Source organism: Novosphingobium sp. 32-60-15 (assembly GCF_002280675.1).
Lineage (GTDB): Bacteria > Pseudomonadota > Alphaproteobacteria > Sphingomonadales > Sphingomonadaceae > Novosphingobium.
In genome coordinates, this window is the sequence record NZ_NCEN01000010.1 from 1 (window position 1) to 17,675 (window position 17,675).

General features: G+C 60.2%; 17 protein-coding genes and 1 pseudogene. 11 read left to right on the top strand and 7 right to left on the bottom strand.

Translation table 11 applies throughout. From position 1 onward, the window contains the following. Positions 1–85 (top strand): annotated as a pseudogene (locus B7Y89_RS09085) (IS5/IS1182 family transposase); the annotation flags it as partial. 141 nt (positions 86–226) lie between these two features. On the opposite strand, the gene nadB reads toward B7Y89_RS09085, so the two are convergent. Together nadB and B7Y89_RS09095 are read right to left on the bottom strand one after the other, a co-directional pair. Continuing rightward, positions 227–1,840, bottom strand: coding sequence for an L-aspartate oxidase (gene nadB / locus B7Y89_RS09090; RefSeq protein WP_292937795.1), 1,614 nt, complete (start codon positions 1,838–1,840; stop codon positions 227–229). A 369-nt stretch (positions 1,841–2,209) separates the two neighbouring features. Next, positions 2,210–3,163, bottom strand: coding sequence for an ABC transporter ATP-binding protein (locus B7Y89_RS09095; RefSeq protein WP_292937797.1), 954 nt, complete (start codon positions 3,161–3,163; stop codon positions 2,210–2,212). Positions 3,164–3,236: 73 nt separating this feature from the next. On the opposite strand from B7Y89_RS09095, the gene B7Y89_RS09100 reads away from it, so the two are divergent. The 7 genes from B7Y89_RS09100 to B7Y89_RS09130 all read left to right on the top strand — a co-directional run bounded on the left by B7Y89_RS09100 (position 3,237) and on the right by B7Y89_RS09130 (position 8,477). Beyond that, the gene (locus tag B7Y89_RS09100; protein ID WP_292937997.1) at positions 3,237–3,437 is read left to right on the top strand and encodes a zinc-finger domain-containing protein; all 201 of its coding nucleotides are present in this window, start codon (positions 3,237–3,239) and stop codon (positions 3,435–3,437) included. Between the two features lie 159 nt (positions 3,438–3,596). Then, positions 3,597–5,021 carry a metalloprotease TldD gene (gene tldD / locus B7Y89_RS09105; protein WP_292937799.1) on the top strand — a complete coding sequence of 475 codons (1,425 nt, stop codon included), beginning with the start codon at positions 3,597–3,599 and terminating at the stop codon, positions 5,019–5,021. Positions 5,022–5,092: 71 nt separating this feature from the next. Beyond that, positions 5,093–5,515 carry a hypothetical protein gene (locus B7Y89_RS09110; protein ID WP_292937801.1) on the top strand — a complete coding sequence of 141 codons (423 nt, stop codon included), beginning with the start codon at positions 5,093–5,095 and terminating at the stop codon, positions 5,513–5,515. 41 nt (positions 5,516–5,556) lie between these two features. Further along, complete coding sequence (locus tag B7Y89_RS09115; RefSeq protein ID WP_292937803.1) at positions 5,557–6,069, top strand: GNAT family N-acetyltransferase; 513 nt, start codon at positions 5,557–5,559, stop codon at positions 6,067–6,069. A 41-nt stretch (positions 6,070–6,110) separates the two neighbouring features. Continuing rightward, complete coding sequence (ispG, locus tag B7Y89_RS09120; protein ID WP_292937805.1) at positions 6,111–7,247, top strand: flavodoxin-dependent (E)-4-hydroxy-3-methylbut-2-enyl-diphosphate synthase; 1,137 nt, start codon at positions 6,111–6,113, stop codon at positions 7,245–7,247. A gap of 39 nt (positions 7,248–7,286) precedes the next feature. Next, a complete protein-coding gene (locus B7Y89_RS09125) occupies positions 7,287–7,769 on the top strand; it encodes a GNAT family N-acetyltransferase (protein ID WP_292937807.1) in 483 nt (160 codons plus the stop codon). A 96-nt stretch (positions 7,770–7,865) separates the two neighbouring features. Further along, on the top strand, positions 7,866–8,477 hold the full coding sequence (locus tag B7Y89_RS09130) for a murein L,D-transpeptidase catalytic domain-containing protein (protein ID WP_292937809.1): 612 nt from the start codon (positions 7,866–7,868) through the stop codon (positions 8,475–8,477). Between the two features lie 712 nt (positions 8,478–9,189). On the opposite strand, the gene B7Y89_RS09140 is transcribed toward B7Y89_RS09130, so the two are convergent. After that, positions 9,190–10,548, bottom strand: a complete 1,359-nt coding sequence (locus tag B7Y89_RS09140; RefSeq protein ID WP_292937810.1) for a L,D-transpeptidase family protein — start codon at positions 10,546–10,548, stop codon at positions 9,190–9,192. A gap of 181 nt (positions 10,549–10,729) precedes the next feature. On the opposite strand from B7Y89_RS09140, the gene B7Y89_RS09145 reads away from it, so the two are divergent. Then, the gene (locus tag B7Y89_RS09145) at positions 10,730–11,623 is read left to right on the top strand and encodes a DMT family transporter (protein ID WP_292937812.1); all 894 of its coding nucleotides are present in this window, start codon (positions 10,730–10,732) and stop codon (positions 11,621–11,623) included. A gap of 210 nt (positions 11,624–11,833) precedes the next feature. Next, on the top strand, positions 11,834–14,506 hold the full coding sequence (acnA, locus tag B7Y89_RS09150; RefSeq protein WP_292937814.1) for an aconitate hydratase AcnA: 2,673 nt from the start codon (positions 11,834–11,836) through the stop codon (positions 14,504–14,506). Positions 14,507–14,684: 178 nt separating this feature from the next. On the opposite strand, the gene B7Y89_RS09155 is transcribed toward acnA, so the two are convergent. Beyond that, positions 14,685–14,759 (bottom strand): hypothetical protein, encoded by a 75-nt coding sequence (locus B7Y89_RS09155; protein WP_292938001.1) that lies wholly within the window; start codon positions 14,757–14,759, stop codon positions 14,685–14,687. Between B7Y89_RS09155 and B7Y89_RS09160 the strand changes: the two genes are divergently transcribed. Beyond that, positions 14,752–15,462: a hypothetical protein gene (locus tag B7Y89_RS09160; RefSeq protein ID WP_292938014.1), complete on the top strand. Its 711-nt coding sequence runs from the start codon at positions 14,752–14,754 to the stop codon at positions 15,460–15,462. The genes B7Y89_RS09155 and B7Y89_RS09160 overlap by 8 nt on opposite strands. A 480-nt stretch (positions 15,463–15,942) precedes the next feature. On the opposite strand, the gene ruvB is transcribed toward B7Y89_RS09160, so the two are convergent. Genes ruvB through B7Y89_RS09175 form a run of 3 tightly spaced genes read right to left on the bottom strand, consistent with a single transcriptional unit; the run spans position 15,943 to position 17,523 of the window. Next, the gene (gene ruvB / locus B7Y89_RS09165) at positions 15,943–16,977 is read right to left on the bottom strand and encodes a Holliday junction branch migration DNA helicase RuvB (RefSeq protein ID WP_292937816.1); all 1,035 of its coding nucleotides are present in this window, start codon (positions 16,975–16,977) and stop codon (positions 15,943–15,945) included. Beyond that, positions 16,974–17,279, bottom strand: coding sequence for a type II toxin-antitoxin system RelE/ParE family toxin (locus B7Y89_RS09170; protein ID WP_292937818.1), 306 nt, complete (start codon positions 17,277–17,279; stop codon positions 16,974–16,976). The genes ruvB and B7Y89_RS09170 overlap by 4 nt, the downstream gene beginning before the upstream one ends. Next, positions 17,272–17,523: a hypothetical protein gene (locus tag B7Y89_RS09175; RefSeq protein ID WP_292937820.1), complete on the bottom strand. Its 252-nt coding sequence runs from the start codon at positions 17,521–17,523 to the stop codon at positions 17,272–17,274. The genes B7Y89_RS09170 and B7Y89_RS09175 overlap by 8 nt, the downstream gene beginning before the upstream one ends. Positions 17,524–17,675 lie beyond the last annotated feature (152 nt).

The window sequence follows — 17,675 nt, forward strand, 5'->3', positions numbered from 1 at the left end:
CCACACACGCTACGACCGCTGCGCCCACACATTCATGTCCGCTATCTGCATCGCCGCAATCGTCATCTTCTGGCTGCCGCAATGAGTCCTGAGCCTAGATCGCGGTGGTTTTACGCCGATCCAAAACACCTCCCGTTCGTGTCGAGCGAAGTCGAGACACCGCGCAAAGTGTCTCGACTTCGCTCGACACGAACGGAAAGTTGACTCAGATTAACGCCATCCCGTTCTAAGGCACAATCACCGTATCAAGCGCCACATCATCGGTTTGCGGGTAATCCAGCGTGTAATGCAGCCCCCGGCTTTCATGCCGCGCGCGCGCTGACCGCACGATCAGTTCGGCGCTTTGCAGCAGGTTGCGCAGTTCGATCAGGTCGGTCGTCACGCGGAAGTGGCCGTAGTAATCGTTCACTTCGTCATTCAGCATCTGGATGCGGTGCGCGGCGCGTTCCAGCCTTTTGTTGGTGCGCACAATGCCGACGTAATTCCACATGAACCGGCGGATTTCCGTCCAGTTCTGCTTGATCACCACTTCCTCGTCGGAATCGGTAACGCGGCTTTCATCCCATGCCTGCACCGGTGGCGGGGCATCGAAACTGTCCCAGCGGCGCAAGATATCGCGCGCCGCCACATCGCCGAACACAAAGCATTCCAGCAAGGAATTGGACGCCAGCCGGTTTGCGCCGTGCAGCCCGCTTTCGGTGCATTCGCCCGCTGCATAAAGTCCCGGCAAATCGGTGCGTCCGTCCAGATCGATCAGCACCCCGCCGCAGGTATAATGCTGCGCCGGAACCACCGGAATCGGCTGCGTGGTCATATCGATCCCCAGCCCGATCAGCTTTTCGTAAATGTTGGGGAAGTGCCCCTTCACGAAATCGGCGGGCATGTGGCTGATGTCCAGATGCACGAAATCAAGTCCGAACCGCTTGATTTCGGAATCGATCGCGCGCGCCACCACATCGCGCGGGGCCAGTTCCAGCCGTGCGGGATCGTAAAATTCCATGAACCGCTTGCCGGTGCGCGGGTTGATCAACCGCCCGCCTTCACCGCGCACAGCCTCGGTAATCAGAAAGTTTTTGACGTCCAGATTATACAGGCAGGTCGGGTGGAACTGCATCATTTCCATGTTGGAAACGCGCGCGCCTGCCCGCCACGCCATGGCAATGCCATCGCCGGTTGCGCCGCGCGGCGCGGTGCTGAACTGGTAGACGCGGCCCGCGCCGCCCGTGGCAAGGATCGTCGCGCGCGCGGTGTGCGCTTCCACGCGGCCCGTCGCCTCGTCCAGCGCATAGACGCCCCACACCCGGCCAGAACCCGAATAACGCGCGGCCTCGTGCCGTCCGGTGATCAGATCAATACAGGTGCGGCCCGGCAGCAGCGTCACATTGGGATGTTCACGCGCGGCCTTCAGCAAAGCCTTTTGCACAGCCGCGCCCGTGGCATCATCCACATGCACGATCCGGCGGTGCGAATGGCCGCCTTCGCGCGTCAGGTGCAATGACCCCGCCTCGGCATTGAACGGCACGCCCAGTTCAATCAGGCGCGCAATCGCCGCTGGCGCATGTTCGATAACAAATTCAACCGTTTCACGCCGGTTAAGGCCAGCGCCTGCCACCATCGTGTCACGGACATGATCTTCAAACGTGTCACCGGCATCCAGCACGGCGGCGATGCCGCCCTGCGCCCAGTTGGTGGAACCGCCATCCAGTCCGCCTTTGGCCAGCACCAGAACGCGGCATTTTTCGGCCAGAACCAAAGCCGCCGTCAGCCCCGCCGCGCCTGATCCGATAATCAGGACATCGTGGGCTGCCAATTCTGTACCGCTCGATTGCGCGCCGCTCATGGGCGGTTCTCCATCCTCATCCCGGCCAGACGGGCGCGGGTCCTTGCCCTAGCTTGAGACTAACCGGCTGGAAAGACCTGCATTCATCCATGAACGGATTTCGAAACATTGTGACGAGCTGACAAAGGCCTTGCTTCGCAATTGCAGCATGATACGTATTTACACGTAGTTTTCTTGAAAACAGCAATAGGTTGAACGTCATGATGCGCGTGTTTTGCCTATTCAACCGACATCGACCGATCCGTGAGGACGTTGAGTGGACCGGTTTGCACCATCAGGGTACGTGCAAGACTTGTGGAGTACTTATCCGTCGGCTCGAAGGCGGCGGCTGGCGCAAGCGCCGCACCAAAAAAGGCTTGAATTGAAAGACTAATCGCGAGGTTTGCTGGTCAGGCTGACGAAGACATCTTCCAGATCGGCTTCGCGTGTTGACACATCGACAATGGCATAGCCCTGCCCTTGCACCAGTGACATCACTTCGCCTGCGGTCACGCGGTCCTTGTCATAAGTGATTTCCACCTGACGCGGACCGGTGCTGATGCACTTGGCAAACGATTCGTGCTGGGGGGCTTGGGCAACATCGCGGTCCAGCGTCAGCACGACAATCTTCTCGCGCGCCATATCCACCAGTTCGCGCGTGGGCTTGTTGGCAATCAGCTTGCCGTGATTGATGATCGCAATGCGGTCACACAGCTCCTCGGCTTCTTCCAGATAGTGCGTGGTCAGCACCACAGTCACGCCGTCTGCGTTCATTTCGCTGACCAGTTCCCACAATTGCCGGCGCAATTCCACGTCAACCCCTGCGGTGGGCTCATCCAGCACCAGCACAGGCGGGCGGTGGACCATCGCCTTGGCAATCAGCAGCCGCCGCTTCATCCCGCCTGACAGCGACCGGGCATAAGCGTTGGCCTTGTCCTCCAGATGGACCGCGCGCAGCAATTCCATCGTGCGCCGCATCGATTTTGGCACGCCATAAAGTCCGGCCTGATTGTCCAGTACTTCGGCAGGGGTGAAAAACGGATCGAACACGATTTCCTGCGGCACGATGCCGATCGATGCTTTGGCATTGCGCACATCGCGGTCAATATCGTGGCCCCAAATCTCGACCGAGCCGGATGTCTTCATCACTAGCCCGGCCAATGTATTGATCAGCGTGGATTTTCCCGCACCATTGGGGCCAAGCAGGCCAAAAATCTGCCCTTGCGGCACGTCAAAGCTCACGCCATCCAGCGCCAGCTTGCCGGCTGTTTTGCTGGTGGCAGCATAGCGCTTGACCAGATCTTTGATGCGGATGGCAGGGGTGAGCGCGGGGCTGGTGTTCATGGCTCTGCTGCCTGCCCCAAGCCGCATCAAAACGCAATTGTCTGTAAGCCCTGCATTTGCTAGCGGTGCCGCCATGCAACAGGCTCCTGAAACCGTCTTTACCAACACCACCCGCGTCAAATGCGATGGTTCCACCGATATTCGCGGCGGCGCAGCGCTTGGCCACCCGCGCGTCTGGCTTGAAATCGATGAACGCGGCTACGTCGAATGCGGCTATTGCGACAAGCGCTTCGTCCTGAAGGGCGGCCCTGCCGATAGCGCGCAGGCGGCCTGATGTCCTGATGCTTCGACAAGCTCAGCATGAGCGGTTGGAGTAAATCAAACAAAAACCCGCTCATCCTGAGCTTGTCGAAGGATGTACGCCACGCCACGCCACGCACATGCCCTACAAGCAGCCTTCCCCCCGGGCCGAACCCACCCTATATCGGCGGGGATGACCATGACAGACCCCCGCTCGCTGCTCTACCGCTCCGGCCTGCTCACCCCTGATGACGCACAGCGCATCACGCGTGATGCGCTGCAAAACTGCGATGATGGCGAACTTTATCTGCAATTCATCGCGTCTGAAAGCTTCGGCTTTGACGATGGCCGGTTGAAAACGGCGGACTATTCGCGCGATGCCGGATTCGGCCTGCGCGGCGTTTCGGGCGAGATGACCGGCTTTGCCCACGCCAACGAAATTTCTGCCGCCGCCATTGCCCGCGCGGGCGAGACGCTGAAACTGCTTGATCCTGCCAAGGGCCAGCCTGCCCCGCCGCCGCGCAACAACAATCGCCACCTTTATACCGATGCCTCGCCGCTTGATGCCGTGCCGTTTGAAGCCAAGGTCAAGCTGCTGGAAACCATCGATGCCGCTGCGCGCGGACGTGATTCGCGCGTGGCACAAGTCTCAGCCTCGCTCGCCGCTTCGTGGTCGGTCGTGGAAATCGTGCGGGCCGATGGCTTTGTCGGCCATGATGTGCGCCCGCTGGTGCGGCTCAACGTCTCGATTGTTGCGGAACAGGACGGACGGCGTGAAACCGGATCGTTCGGCATTGGCGGCAGGCGGCTCTATGATGATCTGTTCTCGCCCGAAACGTGGAACCGCGCGATTGATGAAGCGCTGGCGCAGGCGCTGGTCAATCTTGAATCGGTTGCCGCGCCTGCGGGTGAAATGACCGTGCTGCTCGGCCCCGGCTGGCCCGGTGTGCTGCTGCACGAAGCCGTCGGCCACGGGCTTGAGGGTGATTTCAACCGCAAGGGCACCAGCGCCTTTTCGGGCCGCATCGGACAACGCGTTGCAGCGGCTGGCGTCACCGTGGTCGATGATGGCTCCATCCCCGGACGGCGTGGGTCGCTCACCATCGATGACGAAGGCACGCCCACACAGGAAAACGTGCTGATCGAAGACGGCATCCTCAAAGGCTATATCCAGGACCGGCTCAACGCCCGCCTGATGGGCGTGGCCCCCACCGGCAACGGCCGCCGCGAATCCTACGCCCACGCCCCCATGCCGCGCATGACCAACACGTTCATGCGCTCCGGCAACGATGATCCCGCAGAACTGCTCTCACGCATCAAGAACGGCATTTTCGCCAAATCGTTCGGCGGCGGTCAGGTGGACATCACCAGCGGCAAGTTCGTGTTCTCCTGCACCGAGGCCTATCTCGTTGAAAACGGGAAGCTGGGCGCGCCGATCAAGGGCGCAACGCTGATCGGCGATGGCCCCACCGTCCTCACCCGCGTCACCGGCATCGGCAACGATCTCGCGCTTGATGAAGGCGTGGGCGTGTGCGGCAAGGGCGGGCAAAGCGTGCCCGCAGGCGTCGGCCAGCCGACCTTGCTGGTTGAAGGTCTGACGGTTGGCGGCACCGGCTAGGCCGCCGTTTCAGCTATCGTTCAGATGCGCGATGGCATCGTTCAGGGAACGACTCGCAAAGGATGCCTGCCATGACCAGAGTTGCCCGCACAATCGCCGCCAGCCTCACCGCCGGATCACTCCTGCTTGCCGGGGTGGCTGCAGACGCAAAGCCGCGCCTTACACCCGAACAGGCCCTCGCCAAGAAGCTAGAGGGCCGCGTTGCCGGAAAGCCGGTGGATTGCATCTATCTGCCCCGCGTCATGCAGACCCGGGTTTATGATAAGACCGCGATTGCCTATGAATCCGGCAGCACCATCTGGGTAAATCGCCCGACGTCGGGTGCAGGCATTCTAAGCGATGATGACATCATGCTGACAACGCCCTTCGGATCGCAATTGTGCAGCGTCGATATTGTCCGCATGATTGATCGCAACGTCGGCTTCTGGCGCGGTTCGGTCGGACTTGGCCAGTTCGTGCCCTACACCAAAGTGAAGGCCGAAAAGGAAGGCTGATCCCGTAGCGCGGCGCGGCTGGTGGCGTTATGGCGAATGGCATGATGCCTCGCCTCGCCATGCCCGCCGATACTGCCGCCATTGCCGATCTTGGCCGCCGCGCCTTCTTGGCCAAGTTCGGCCATCTCTACACCGCGGAAAACCTCGCGCAGTTCCTTGATGATGCACACACGCCCGCCAAAGTCCTGAAAGAACTGGCTGATCCTGCGATGCGCGTGGCCGTGATCGAACAGGACGGCAGCATCGCATCGTTCTGCAAGATCATCCGCACCAGCAGCCTGCCATCCCGCACCGATGCGCAATCCCCGATGGAACTGAAACAGCTCTACACCGACCCCGATCTGATCGGGCGCGGCCACGGTGCACGGCTGATGGAATGGGCCACGGCGCAGGCCAAAGACTGGCACGCAGACGAAATTCAGCTTTCGGTCTATGCCGATAACCCCCAGGCGCAGGCGTTTTACCGGCGTTTCGGCTTTGAAAAAGTAGCCGATATCGAATTCTGGGTGGGCGATCACTGCGATCCCGAATTCATGTTCGCCGCAAAGCTATAGACGCCTTCCCGTTGTCACGGCTTGGCTCTATAGAGGGCACCATGTCATCCATTCGTCCATGGCGCGATATCGCGCGTCGCAAGAGCCGCCAGATCATGGTTGGCGCGGTTCCCGTTGGCGGCGACGCCCCGATCACCGTGCAAACGATGACGAACACGCTCACCTCCGATGCGGTCGCCACGATCAACCAGATCCGCCGCTGCGAAGAAGCGGGCGCTGATCTCATTCGCGTGTCCTGCCCCGATGTGGAAAGCACCGCGGCCTTCCGCCAGATCGCCCGCGCCGCGCGCGTACCGCTCATCGCCGACATCCATTTCCACTACCAGCGCGCGCTTGAAGCCGCAGATGCGGGCGCAGCGTGTCTGCGCATCAATCCGGGCAACATCGGCAGCAGCCAGCGCGTGGCCGAAGTGGTCCGCGCCGCCAAAGCCAACGGCTGCGCCATCCGCATCGGCGTCAACGCCGGCAGCCTTGAAAAAGACCTGCTCGAAAAATACGGCGAACCTTGTCCCGAAGCGCTGGTCGAATCCGCGCTCGATCACATCAAGCTGCTGCAAGACCACGATTTCCATGAATACAAAGTGGCGGTCAAAGCCTCCGATGTGTTCCTCGCGGTCGCGGCCTATATGGGCCTTGCCGAAGCGGTCGATTGCCCGCTGCACCTTGGCATCACCGAAGCAGGCGGGTTGATCGGCGGCACCGTCAAATCCTCCATCGGCATCGGCAACCTGCTGTGGGCAGGCATCGGTGATACCGTGCGCGTCTCGCTCTCGGCTGAACCCGAAGAAGAAGTGCGCGTCGGCTTTGAAATCCTCAAATCGCTGGGCCTGCGCACACGCGGCGTCCGCGTTGTCTCCTGCCCCAGCTGCGCGCGGCAGGGCTTTGACGTGATTCGCACGGTCGAAGCGCTCGAAAGCCGCCTGTCGCACATCAAGACGCCGCTCTCGCTCTCGGTCCTCGGCTGCGTGGTCAACGGCCCCGGCGAAGCGCGCGAAACCGACATCGGCCTGACGGGCGGCGGCAACGGCAAACACATGGTTTACCTCTCGGGCGTGACCGACCACACCGTGCAATCCGAAGACATGCTTGAACACATCGTCAGCCTTGTCGAGGCCAAAGCCGCCGAACTGGAAAACGCCACGACAGACGCCGGGAATGCTACCGAAGCGGCGGAGTAGGGCTGGCTTGCCTACCCCGAAATTTGGTAGTCTCGCCCCATGACCATCTCCATCCGCCCCGCCACCGCCGAAGACCTGCCGTTGATCGCAAGCCTGATCCGCGCGCTGGCGGACTATGAAAAGCTCTCCCACGAAGTCCGTTTCGATGAAGCCGTTCTGGGCCAAAAGCTGTTCGGACCCCGTCCTTACGCCGAAGTGGTAATTGGCGAACTTGATGGCACACCCCAAGGTTTTGCCCTGTTCTTCCACAACTTCTCAACATTCGAAGGCAAGCCGGGTATCTATCTTGAAGACCTGTTTGTCCGGCCCGAAGCGCGCGGCAGCGGTCTTGGCAAGGCTTTGCTTTCGCACCTGGCCGCGCTGGTGATCGAACGCGATTGCGCGCGGCTGGAATGGTCCGTGCTTGATTGGAACACACCGGCCATCGGCTTTTACAAGTCGCTCGGCGCCAAATTCATGGACGAATGGACGGTCATGCGCGTCGATGGTCAGGCTTTGGTGCAACTCAGCGGAAACAATTAGACGCGAATACTGGAAATCCGGTCGCAAATGGGTAGAATACGGCCATTCACGCTGCATAAGGATATTGCGTGATAGGGACGGCATATGGGCATCGCGGTGAATAGACGGACGGTTCTGGCAGGCGTGGTGGCAAGCGCCGCTGCCGCTGTGTTCCCGCCGCGCGTGGCCGCAGCCACTTATTATCCCAATGAACAGCACCGCCGCATTTTGACTGTGGCAAAAGAACAGGCCGAACGGCACCGGGCTTCGCTTTGGCGCACCGATATTGTTGCCATTGCCGATTTCGCCATGCCATCGTCACTGCCGCGTTTCCACTTTGCCAATCTGGAACGTGGTGAGGTCAATTCGTTCCTCGTCTCGCACGGACGCGGTTCTGATCCTGAACATGACGGCTTTCTCAAGAACTTCTCGAACGTCGTCGGCAGCCTTGCCACCTCGCGCGGGGCCTATCTGACCAACGAATGGTACAAGGGCAAATACGGCACCTCGATCCGGCTCACCGGCTTGTCGCCTGAAAACTCCAATGCGCTGGACCGCGCCATCGTGCTCCATCCGGCAAAATACGCCAACCCCGATATGCTTGACCGCTTCGGCAAACTCGGCCGTTCAGACGGCTGTTTTGCGATGAGCGAGGCGGATTTCAATTACGCCTTGTGGCAGCTTTCGGGCGGACGCCTGATTTACGCTGACAGGCTGGGCCTGGGCTGAACGGGTTGGGCTAAACACGCTCGGCCTGACGTCGCCCGTTTGCAAAACTGCCGGCTTCATCGTCATGCTGAACTTGTTTCAGCATCCATTTCTCCCCAAGCACCGGTGGTGTGAATGGTGGGATGGACCTTGAAACAAGTTGGCGCTTATCCCCTTCGGCAACGTAAACCCTTAACTCCGTCATGCTGAACTCGTTTCAGCATCCATCTCTCGGCAAGCAGCGTCGGTTTGAATCGAGAGATAGACCCTGAAACAAGTTCAGGGTGACGAGCCAAGGGTAAGGTATGCGGATGGCCAGCGGCCAGAACACGCCTCCGCTTCTTCTCTGCGCCTCTGCGTGAAACCGGCTGGCCTTACGTTATCCCTACTTCGTCATCCTGAACTTGTTTCAGGATCCATCTATCCACGCACACTGCAGTTCGTACAGAAGGCAGGTCGTGGGGAGAAATGGTCCCTTCGACACGTTCAGCATGACGGGGTTAGGGGCATGCCTTGTTCAAGGTAACAAAGCCCGGGCAAATCAACGAGGATCATGGCCCTGATGCCAAAGGCCTCGGCTGACGCCGCCCTTTGGTGCGGCTGGTCAGATGAAACCGGAAACACCGCTCACACTTGTATGGATGAAGGACAAGGCCGCTCACCCTTGCGGCCTCGATCGCTTCATCCCGCGACGCGTAGCGCGCCTTGCGCGCGCAGACGCTTTGTCTTGTCCTCAGAGCGGGTTATCCAGCTTGATCACTTCCTCGGTGCTCTTGCGCTGGGCAGTATGGGCCTGTCGCGGCTGGGCAAAGCTGGCCATCACGGGCGCATCGCGATTGTAAATGTCGGGGAATGACCGCAGCATGCCGTTCACGTCGCGCGCCATGGTGAAATATGTCAGATAGACCGGGAAGGTCTTGGTCATCGGCACTTTGGTATAAGTCTTGGACGTGTGCGCGGCGATGGCATCATCCGGCGTCATGCCTGCACCCAGAATGGCCATCGTCATCGCCAGTTCGGTCGCGCCTTCAACCCGCACGCAGCCGTGGCTCAATGCGCGCGATGGCAGGTTGAACGCGGCTTTGCTCGGCGTGTCGTGCAGAAAGATCGCGTGTTCGTTCGGCATGTCCAGCTTCATCCGACCCAGTGCATTGCTGTCACCGGGTTGCTGGACAACCACGATCATGCCGTCAGACAGCTTGGTCACCTTGTAGCCTTCGCGTGCGGCTTGCCGGGGATTGTTCACCAGCCGCGCACCAAGACCTTCGCCCACCACGATGGATTGCGGCACGGTCCATGTCGGGTTGAAGATCACGCCTTCCACGGTTTCGGCCAATTGCGGCGTTGCCGTGCGGCCGGGTTTGCCCACCACCACCTTGTAGGTCTTGATGATCTTGTTGCGCACGGTCATCCGCAGCATCTGTTCGGGCACATTGGCCAGCAGATATTGCGTGCCCAGATCACGCGCCAACCAGCGCCAGCGGTCCATATTGGCGCGAATCAGCGCGGCTTGCTTGGGCGTCTGCGCCTTGGGCAGCGCGGCCTTCAAGGCGGCATAATCGGGCACGGTCGGGGCCAGCGCCATCAGTGCGCCTTTGATATCGCGGCGCACCAGCGCATCGGCAAGGATCAGCGATGTCGGGTTGACGTCCTGATCGGGATCAACCGCAAACCACTGCACGCGCGCGGTCATCGGTGTGCGCCCGTCGCGCAAGTCTTCGGCAAGCCAGGTGAAGAGTCGCGTGGCAATCTCGTCCAGTTCAGGGCCTTCCCCTTTGACGATGGCCGCAGACAGCAATTCCGGTTGGTAATCCTTGGGTATCAGACCGTCCGCACCAATGCCCTTGATCGCGGCAAGCAGGCTTTGCGCATCGGTTTGTGACCAGTGCGGCACTGGCAAAGGTGGCAGTGGTGCCGCAACAGTTACGGCAGGCGGTGCAGTCACAGGTGCAAGCTGCACCTGCCGCGTCAGGTCTACAGGGCCGGTGTTTGATGTGGTTTGCGCGGAAAGTGGCTGCGCCACCAGCGACATGCCCAACACAACTGCGCCAAGCTTACCGGAAAGGCCGGTCCCGTCGATCACACGCTTCACGTTTGTATCCCTGTATTTCCGCGCACCGGCCATAGCCGCATGCAAATCCGATGCTGTCACAGTGTTCCTGCCCCATGCCAGAAGCGTGATCAAGCATTGCGCCTTGCCACAGCCTGAATTCTGTAATGCACAACGCACAAGGTGGTTTCTAAAAACACCGACTTTGCCTAAGCCCGCCGCCATGAACCCGTCCCGTGCGCCTTTGATGCCGATCCTTGCGGTACTGCTGGGCCTGGGCGTGTTCTCGATCATGGACGGCGTGATGAAGGCCGCCTCGATCATGACCGGGGCCTATGCCGCCATGTTCTGGCGGGGCCTTGCCGGATCGGTGATGATGGCGCCGCTCTGGCTGCGCGCCCGCCAAGGCTGGCCTGCACGGGCAACCATGAAAGTCCATATTCTGCGCGGGGTGGTCGGGACCGCCATGGCGACATTGTTCTTTTACGGGCTCGTCCGCACCCCTTTGGCCGAAGGCATTGCGCTATCCTTCATTGCGCCCCTGATCGCGCTTTATCTGGCCGCCGTAATGCTGGGCGAGAAAATCCAGTCGGCGGCAATTGGCGGTTCGGTGCTGGCGCTATTGGGCGTTGCAGTCATCGGTTGGGGCAAGTTCGAAGGCCAGATCGATGCAGAGGCGGTCAAAGGCCTTGTCGCCATTCTCGTCTCGGCGGTGCTCTATGCGTGGAATCTGGTGTTGCAGCGCCAGCAAGCGCAGATCGCCGGGCCGGAAGAAGTCGCCTTTTTCCAGACGCTTGTATCGTTCCTGTTCCTTGGCATCGGCGCATGGTGGCTGGCCCCTTGGCCCAGCGCTGCGGCGTGGGGGTTGATCGTGATGTCGGCTGCCATGTCGACCGTATCGTTGATGCTGCTCAGTTGGGCTTACGCCCGCGCAGAGGCGCAAGCGCTGGTTCCTTTGGAATATACCGCGTTCCTGTGGGCAGCTGTGGTCGGCTGGATCGCCTTTGCCGAACCTGTCACACTGGCGACGCTGGGCGGGGTCGTCCTGATCGTTGCGGGCTGTCTTTATGCGACGTGGCGCAAGCCTGATTCGCCACGGCCAGAGATGCCGAATTGAGGCATTTGTGCTAATGATAATCAATAGTCGCAATTAAGCTTTTACATGCATGTGTTTCATCAACTAGCGCCTTGACGGGCGACAGGTTTACGCGCATCGGGCAGTCGCTTTCAGGCCGTTAAACGCCGCGCTGCGTGGACAAAATCCATCGCATTTCCCCGCGTGGCACTTTGGCAGCAACGGCCACGACAGGAGGGAAGACTCAACGCCATGACCCAGGTCGGACAAGATACACTCGGCACCCGCAGCACGATGAATATCGGCGGCAAAGAGTTCGCTTATTATTCATTGAAGAAGGCCTCGGAAAAGTTTGGCGATGTTTCCCGCCTGCCTTTCTCGATGAAGGTGCTCCTCGAAAACCTGCTCCGCTTCGAAGATGGTGGGTTCACCGTCTCGACCGATGACGTGAAGGCCGTGGTTGATTGGCAGAAGGACCCTTCTGCTTCGAACAACGAAATCCAGTACCGCCCCGCACGCGTTCTGTTGCAGGATTTCACCGGCGTTCCCTGCGTGGTCGATCTGGCCGCGATGCGCGATGCCATTGCCAAGCTTGGCGGTGATACCAGCAAGATCAACCCGCTGGTGCCAGTCAACTTGGTGATCGACCACTCGGTCATGGTTGATGAATTCGGCCACCCCAAGGCCTTCGAACAGAACATGGAAATCGAATACCAGCGCAATATGGAGCGCTACGATTTCCTCAAGTGGGGCTCGAAAAGCCTCAACAACTTCTACGCCGTTCCTCCCGGTACCGGCATCTGCCATCAGGTGAACCTTGAAAACATCGCGCAAACGGTGTGGTCCAGCGTTGACCAGAACGGCCAGACCGTCGCTTATCCGGACACGTGCGTTGGCACGGACAGCCACACCACCATGGTCAACGGCCTTGGCGTGCTCGGCTGGGGCGTTGGCGGGATCGAAGCCGAAGCTGCGATGCTCGGCCAGCCCGTATCGATGCTCATCCCCGAAGTTGTCGGCTTCAAGATGGTCGGCGAACTGCAGGAAGGCGTCACCGCAACCGATCTCGTGCTGACCGCCACCAACATGCTGCGCAAGCATGGCGTTGTGGGCCGCTTTGTCGAATACTTCGGCCCAGGCCTTGCCTCGCTCAGCCTTGCTGACCGCGCGGTTCTGGCCAACATGGCACCAGAATATGGCGCAACTTGCGGCTTCTTCGGCATTGACGACAAGACGCTGGATTACCTGCGCCTGACCGGCCGTGAAGAATCGCAGATCGCGCTGGTTGAAGCATACGCCAAGGAGCAGGGCTTCTGGATCGATCCGTCGGTTGAGCCGATCTTCTCCTCGACGCTCGAACTCGATCTTGCCACCGTCGTACCATCGCTTGCAGGCCCCAAACGCCCGCAAGACCGCGTGTCGCTTCCCGAAGTTGATGACGTGTTCAACGCCGATATGGCCAACACGTACAAGAAAGCCATCCAGCGCGTTCCCGTGGCTGGCACCGATTACGACATCGGCGATGGCGACGTGACGATTGCCGCAATCACCTCATGCACCAATACGTCGAACCCCGGCGTGATGGTTGCTGCGGGCCTCGTCGCCAAGAAGGCAAACGAACTGGGCCTCAAGCCCAAGCCTTGGGTCAAGACCTCGCTGGCTCCCGGATCGCAGGTTGTCACTGACTACCTCAACCGCGCTGGCCTGCAGGAACATCTCGATGCGGTTGGCTTTAACCTTGTCGGCTATGGCTGCACCACCTGCATCGGCAACTCCGGCCCTCTGTCGGAACCGATCAGCAAGGCGATCAATGACAACGGCCTCGTCGCCGCTGCGGTGATCTCGGGCAACCGCAACTTCGAAGGCCGCGTCTCGCCAGACGTTCGCGCAAACTTCCTCGCCTCGCCGCCACTCGTGGTTGCCTATGCGCTCAAGGGCACGGTGATCGAAGACTTCACCACCACCCCCATCGGCAAGAGCAAGGCTGGCGTTGACATCTATCTGAAGGACATCTGGCCTTCGAACAGCGAAGTCGCCACGACGATGGCCGGTTGCATGGACCGCGCGATGTTCCAGGCCCGCTATGCCGACGTCTACAAGGGCGATGCGCATTGGCAGGCGATCAACGTCACGGGATCGGAAACCTATTCATGGCGCGCCGGGTCGACCTATGTCGCCAACCCGCCGTACTTCGATGGCATGACCATGACGCCTGCGCCGGTGAATGACATCATCGAAGCCAAACCGCTGTTGATCCTGGGTGATTCGATCACAACCGATCACATCAGCCCCGCAGGCTCGATCAAGGCTGATAGCCCTGCTGGCCAGTGGTTGATGGAGCATCAGGTCGCCAAGTCCGACTTCAACTCCTATGGCGCGCGCCGTGGCCACCACGATGTTATGATGCGCGGCACTTTTGCCAACATCCGCATCAAGAACGAAATGGTCCCCGGCATCGAAGGCGGCTTCTCGCGTTATGGCGCCGAAACCGGCTCGGTTTACGATGTGGCGATGAAGCACAAGGCTGATGGCACGCCAACGGTCGTGATCGCTGGCAAGGAATACGGCACCGGCTCATCGCGTGACTGGGCGGCAAAGGGCACCAACCTGCTCGGCGTACGCGCGGTCATCGTCGAAAGCTTCGAACGTATTCACCGTTCGAACCTTGTCGGCATGGGCGTGTTGCCGCTGCAATTCCAGGAGGGGCAGAACCGCACCTCGCTGGGCCTGACCGGTGACGATACCTTCACCATCAAGGGCGTTGCAGGCCTGCAACCGCGTCAGGACGTGGAAGTAGAAGTCACCCGCCCCGATGGCACCAAGCTGACCTTCACCGCACTGTGCCGCATCGATACCGCCAATGAAGTAGAATACTTCATGAACGGCGGCATCCTGCACTACGTGCTGCGCAAGCTCGCTTCGTAATCAGCGCGGCATTGCCGAAACAAAAGCCCGCCGGGATCATCCCCGGCGGGCTTTTTCATGGCCGACAAGCGGGGCCGACAGGTCTTGCACCATGCTGACCAACAAAAAAGGGCGGCTCCCCCCGGAGGCCGCCCCTTCATGTGCCCCGCCGGAGGGCGGGGACTTTAGCTTGCGTGAATTAAGCCGTTTTTGCCTTGGCAAAGCGGCGGCGGGCGACAAGGCCAGCCGCAGCCGCGCCGAACAGGATGATCATCGATGGTTCCGGCACTTCCGTGCCACCCGTCGTGTTCCCGCTGGTGGTATTGCCACTCGTGGTGTTTCCGCTCGTCGTATTCCCGCCGGTCGAGGTGGAAGTTGACGACGATGTCGAGCTGCTGGTGCTGCTTGACGTTGATGAACTGGATGACGTCGAGGTTGACGAAGACGACGTGACGTTCCCTGACGAGGTCGAGGTGGACGAACTTGAAGCTACGTTGCCGGAAGATGTGCTGACGTTCCCGCTCGACGTGGATACGCCCCCGGTTGATGTCGACACGCCGCCGGTCGAGGTTGAAACGCCGCCCGTAGAGGTCGAAACACCGCCCGTTGACGTCGAAACGCCACCTGTTGACGTTGATGTCGAGACACCACCGGTCGAAGTGGAAACGCCACCGGTTGATGTGGACGTTGAAACACCGCCGGTTGATGTTGATACGCCACCGGTCGTACTGGAGCTTCCGCCGCTGCTGGTGGAGCCGCCCGAAGTCGATGTAGAACCGCCCGAGGTAGAGGTTGAGCCTGTGCTGGTTGACGAGATGACAACGCTGCCGCCGGCACCACCGCTACCGCCACCGCCGCCACCAAAGAAGCCGCCGAAGAACCCGCCGCCAAAGCCGCCAATTCCGCCGCCGCCGATAACCACGGGCACACCGCCGCCGCCGCCATTCATTGGCTGGGGTGGCATGGGGGGCATGTAGGGGACCGGAACCATCGCCATTTGCTGGGCTGGCTCACACGTCTTGGTTGTCGTCGTGGTCACGATGCGGCGTGCACGATGCACTTCACGCGGTGCAGCGCGGCGGGCGATCTTGCGCTTGACGGGCTGGGCCTGCTTCACCTTGATTGGCTTCACACGATGAATTTCGCCCTTTGAAGGGGCTTCCGATACGTGGACTGCGCCGCCGCCGAGCATTGCTCCGCCTGCTGCTGCTGCCGCCAGTTTTGCCAAAGCCATCCGAACCGACATGATCTGTGCTCTCGTTCTTCCCTGGGAAAGCGCTCTAGCAAAGAGGGGTTAACGCTCTGCCTGCCTTTCCTGATAAACCCAAAAGCGCAGAACGAAGCGGGCAGAGCAATGCCGTTAACCCTGTTTGCGGACCTGAATCTGCCCGAAATCGGGACCGCAACAGCGCAGCGGTTAACAATGTCCCATTATGGAACCGAATCCATCCAGAGTTCTAAAGTGATCCGTCTTCATCGAAAAACGACGGGGTCGATCCGGTGGGTGGGGTGATTCCCAAATGCAGCCATCCGCGATCATTCAGGCACCGTCCGCGTGCAGTGCGGGCCACAAGACCAAGTTGGATCAAGTAAGGCTCGATCACCTCCTCAATCGTGTCGCGCGGTTCAGACAGTCCCGCCGCCAGCGTTTCAACACCAACCGGCCCGCCTTTGTAAATGTCGGCAATCATCATCAAGTAACGCCGGTCCTGCAGATCAAGCCCGATCTTGTCGACTTCCAGCCGGGTCAGCGCGCTATCGGCCACGCTCTGGGTGATTGTTTCAACGCCATCGACTTGCGCAAAGTCGCGCACGCGGCGCAGCAACCGGCCTGCGACACGCGGCGTTCCGCGCGCACGGCGGGCAATTTCGGTCGCCCCGCCCTTGTCAATGCCCACACCCATCAGTGATGCCCCGCGCGCCACCACACGTTCCAGTTCCGCCACGGAGTAGAATTGCAGCCGCACCGGAATGCCGAAACGGTCGCGCAATGGCGTTTGCAGCAAGCCTTGCCGCGTCGTCGCGCCGATCAGCGTGAAGGGCGGTAGATCGATCCGGACTGAACGCGCCGAGGGGCCTTCACCGATGATCAGATCAAGCGCGCGGTCCTCCATCGCCGGATAGAGCACTTCTTCGACTACGGGGTTCAGCCGGTGGATTTCGTCAATGAACAGGACATCGCCCGATTCAAGATTGGTCAGCAGCGCTGCCAAATCGCCCGCCTTGGCGATGACCGGGCCGGACGTGGCGCGGAAATTGACGCCCAGTTCGCGCGCAATGATCTGCGCCAGCGTGGTCTTGCCCAGTCCCGGCGGGCCGAAGAACAGCACATGATCCATCGCCTCGCGCCGCATTTTGGCCGATTCGATAAACACCCGCAGATTATCCCGCGCGGCTTCCTGCCCCACGAATTCATGCAGTGTTTTGGGGCGCAGCGCGGCGTCAACGTCTTCGTGCTGCCGGTCGGGGGATAGGAGGGGGTTGTCTGTCATGGTTTGACCTGCTTCACAGCCCTTCGAGCATCCATGGCATGATGTATGATACGCACGATCAGCAGATCGTCACCCGTGAACTGGTAGACGATGCCGTGTTGACGATAGCTCAGGTAACGAATGCCACGACCTAACGCGGGCATTGCCCGCCCCGCTTCGGGGAAATCACGCAATTTCCGGAATGCGCCGGTGAAGCCACCCATGTAATCGGCAGCGACCGCATTACCGAACGTGCTCACGCTGTAGGTATCGATTTGTGCAAGGTCGTTTTCCGCAGCATTGGAGAATCGAATCTCAATCACGCGCGGAATTTCGCCGCGAAATAATGGTTTCGATGATTGTTTCGGGTGTTTCAGGAGAGATACCCGAATCCAATCCTTCCTGGATCATGGCACGCAGCCAAGCGGTTTGATCTGCCGCACCTTCGAGATCCCGCTCGATCAGATCGCGGACGTAATCGCCCACATCGGCGTAACCGGCTTCGGTCGCACGATGCTCGATCCTGCTATGGAGCGGCGAAGGAATGGAAAAGCTGAGGTCGGTCATGGCTGGATTATACCGGTTTTGGGGCGGGGTGGCAAAGTTGTAACAGGATAGGACGCACTAGATTGGCCTTTGCAAAAAGTTGGCACCGTCATGGTCTTTGACAAAGCTTGCCCTGATAATCCCATGCAACGCCGCTATCTAAGCAAGCGTCA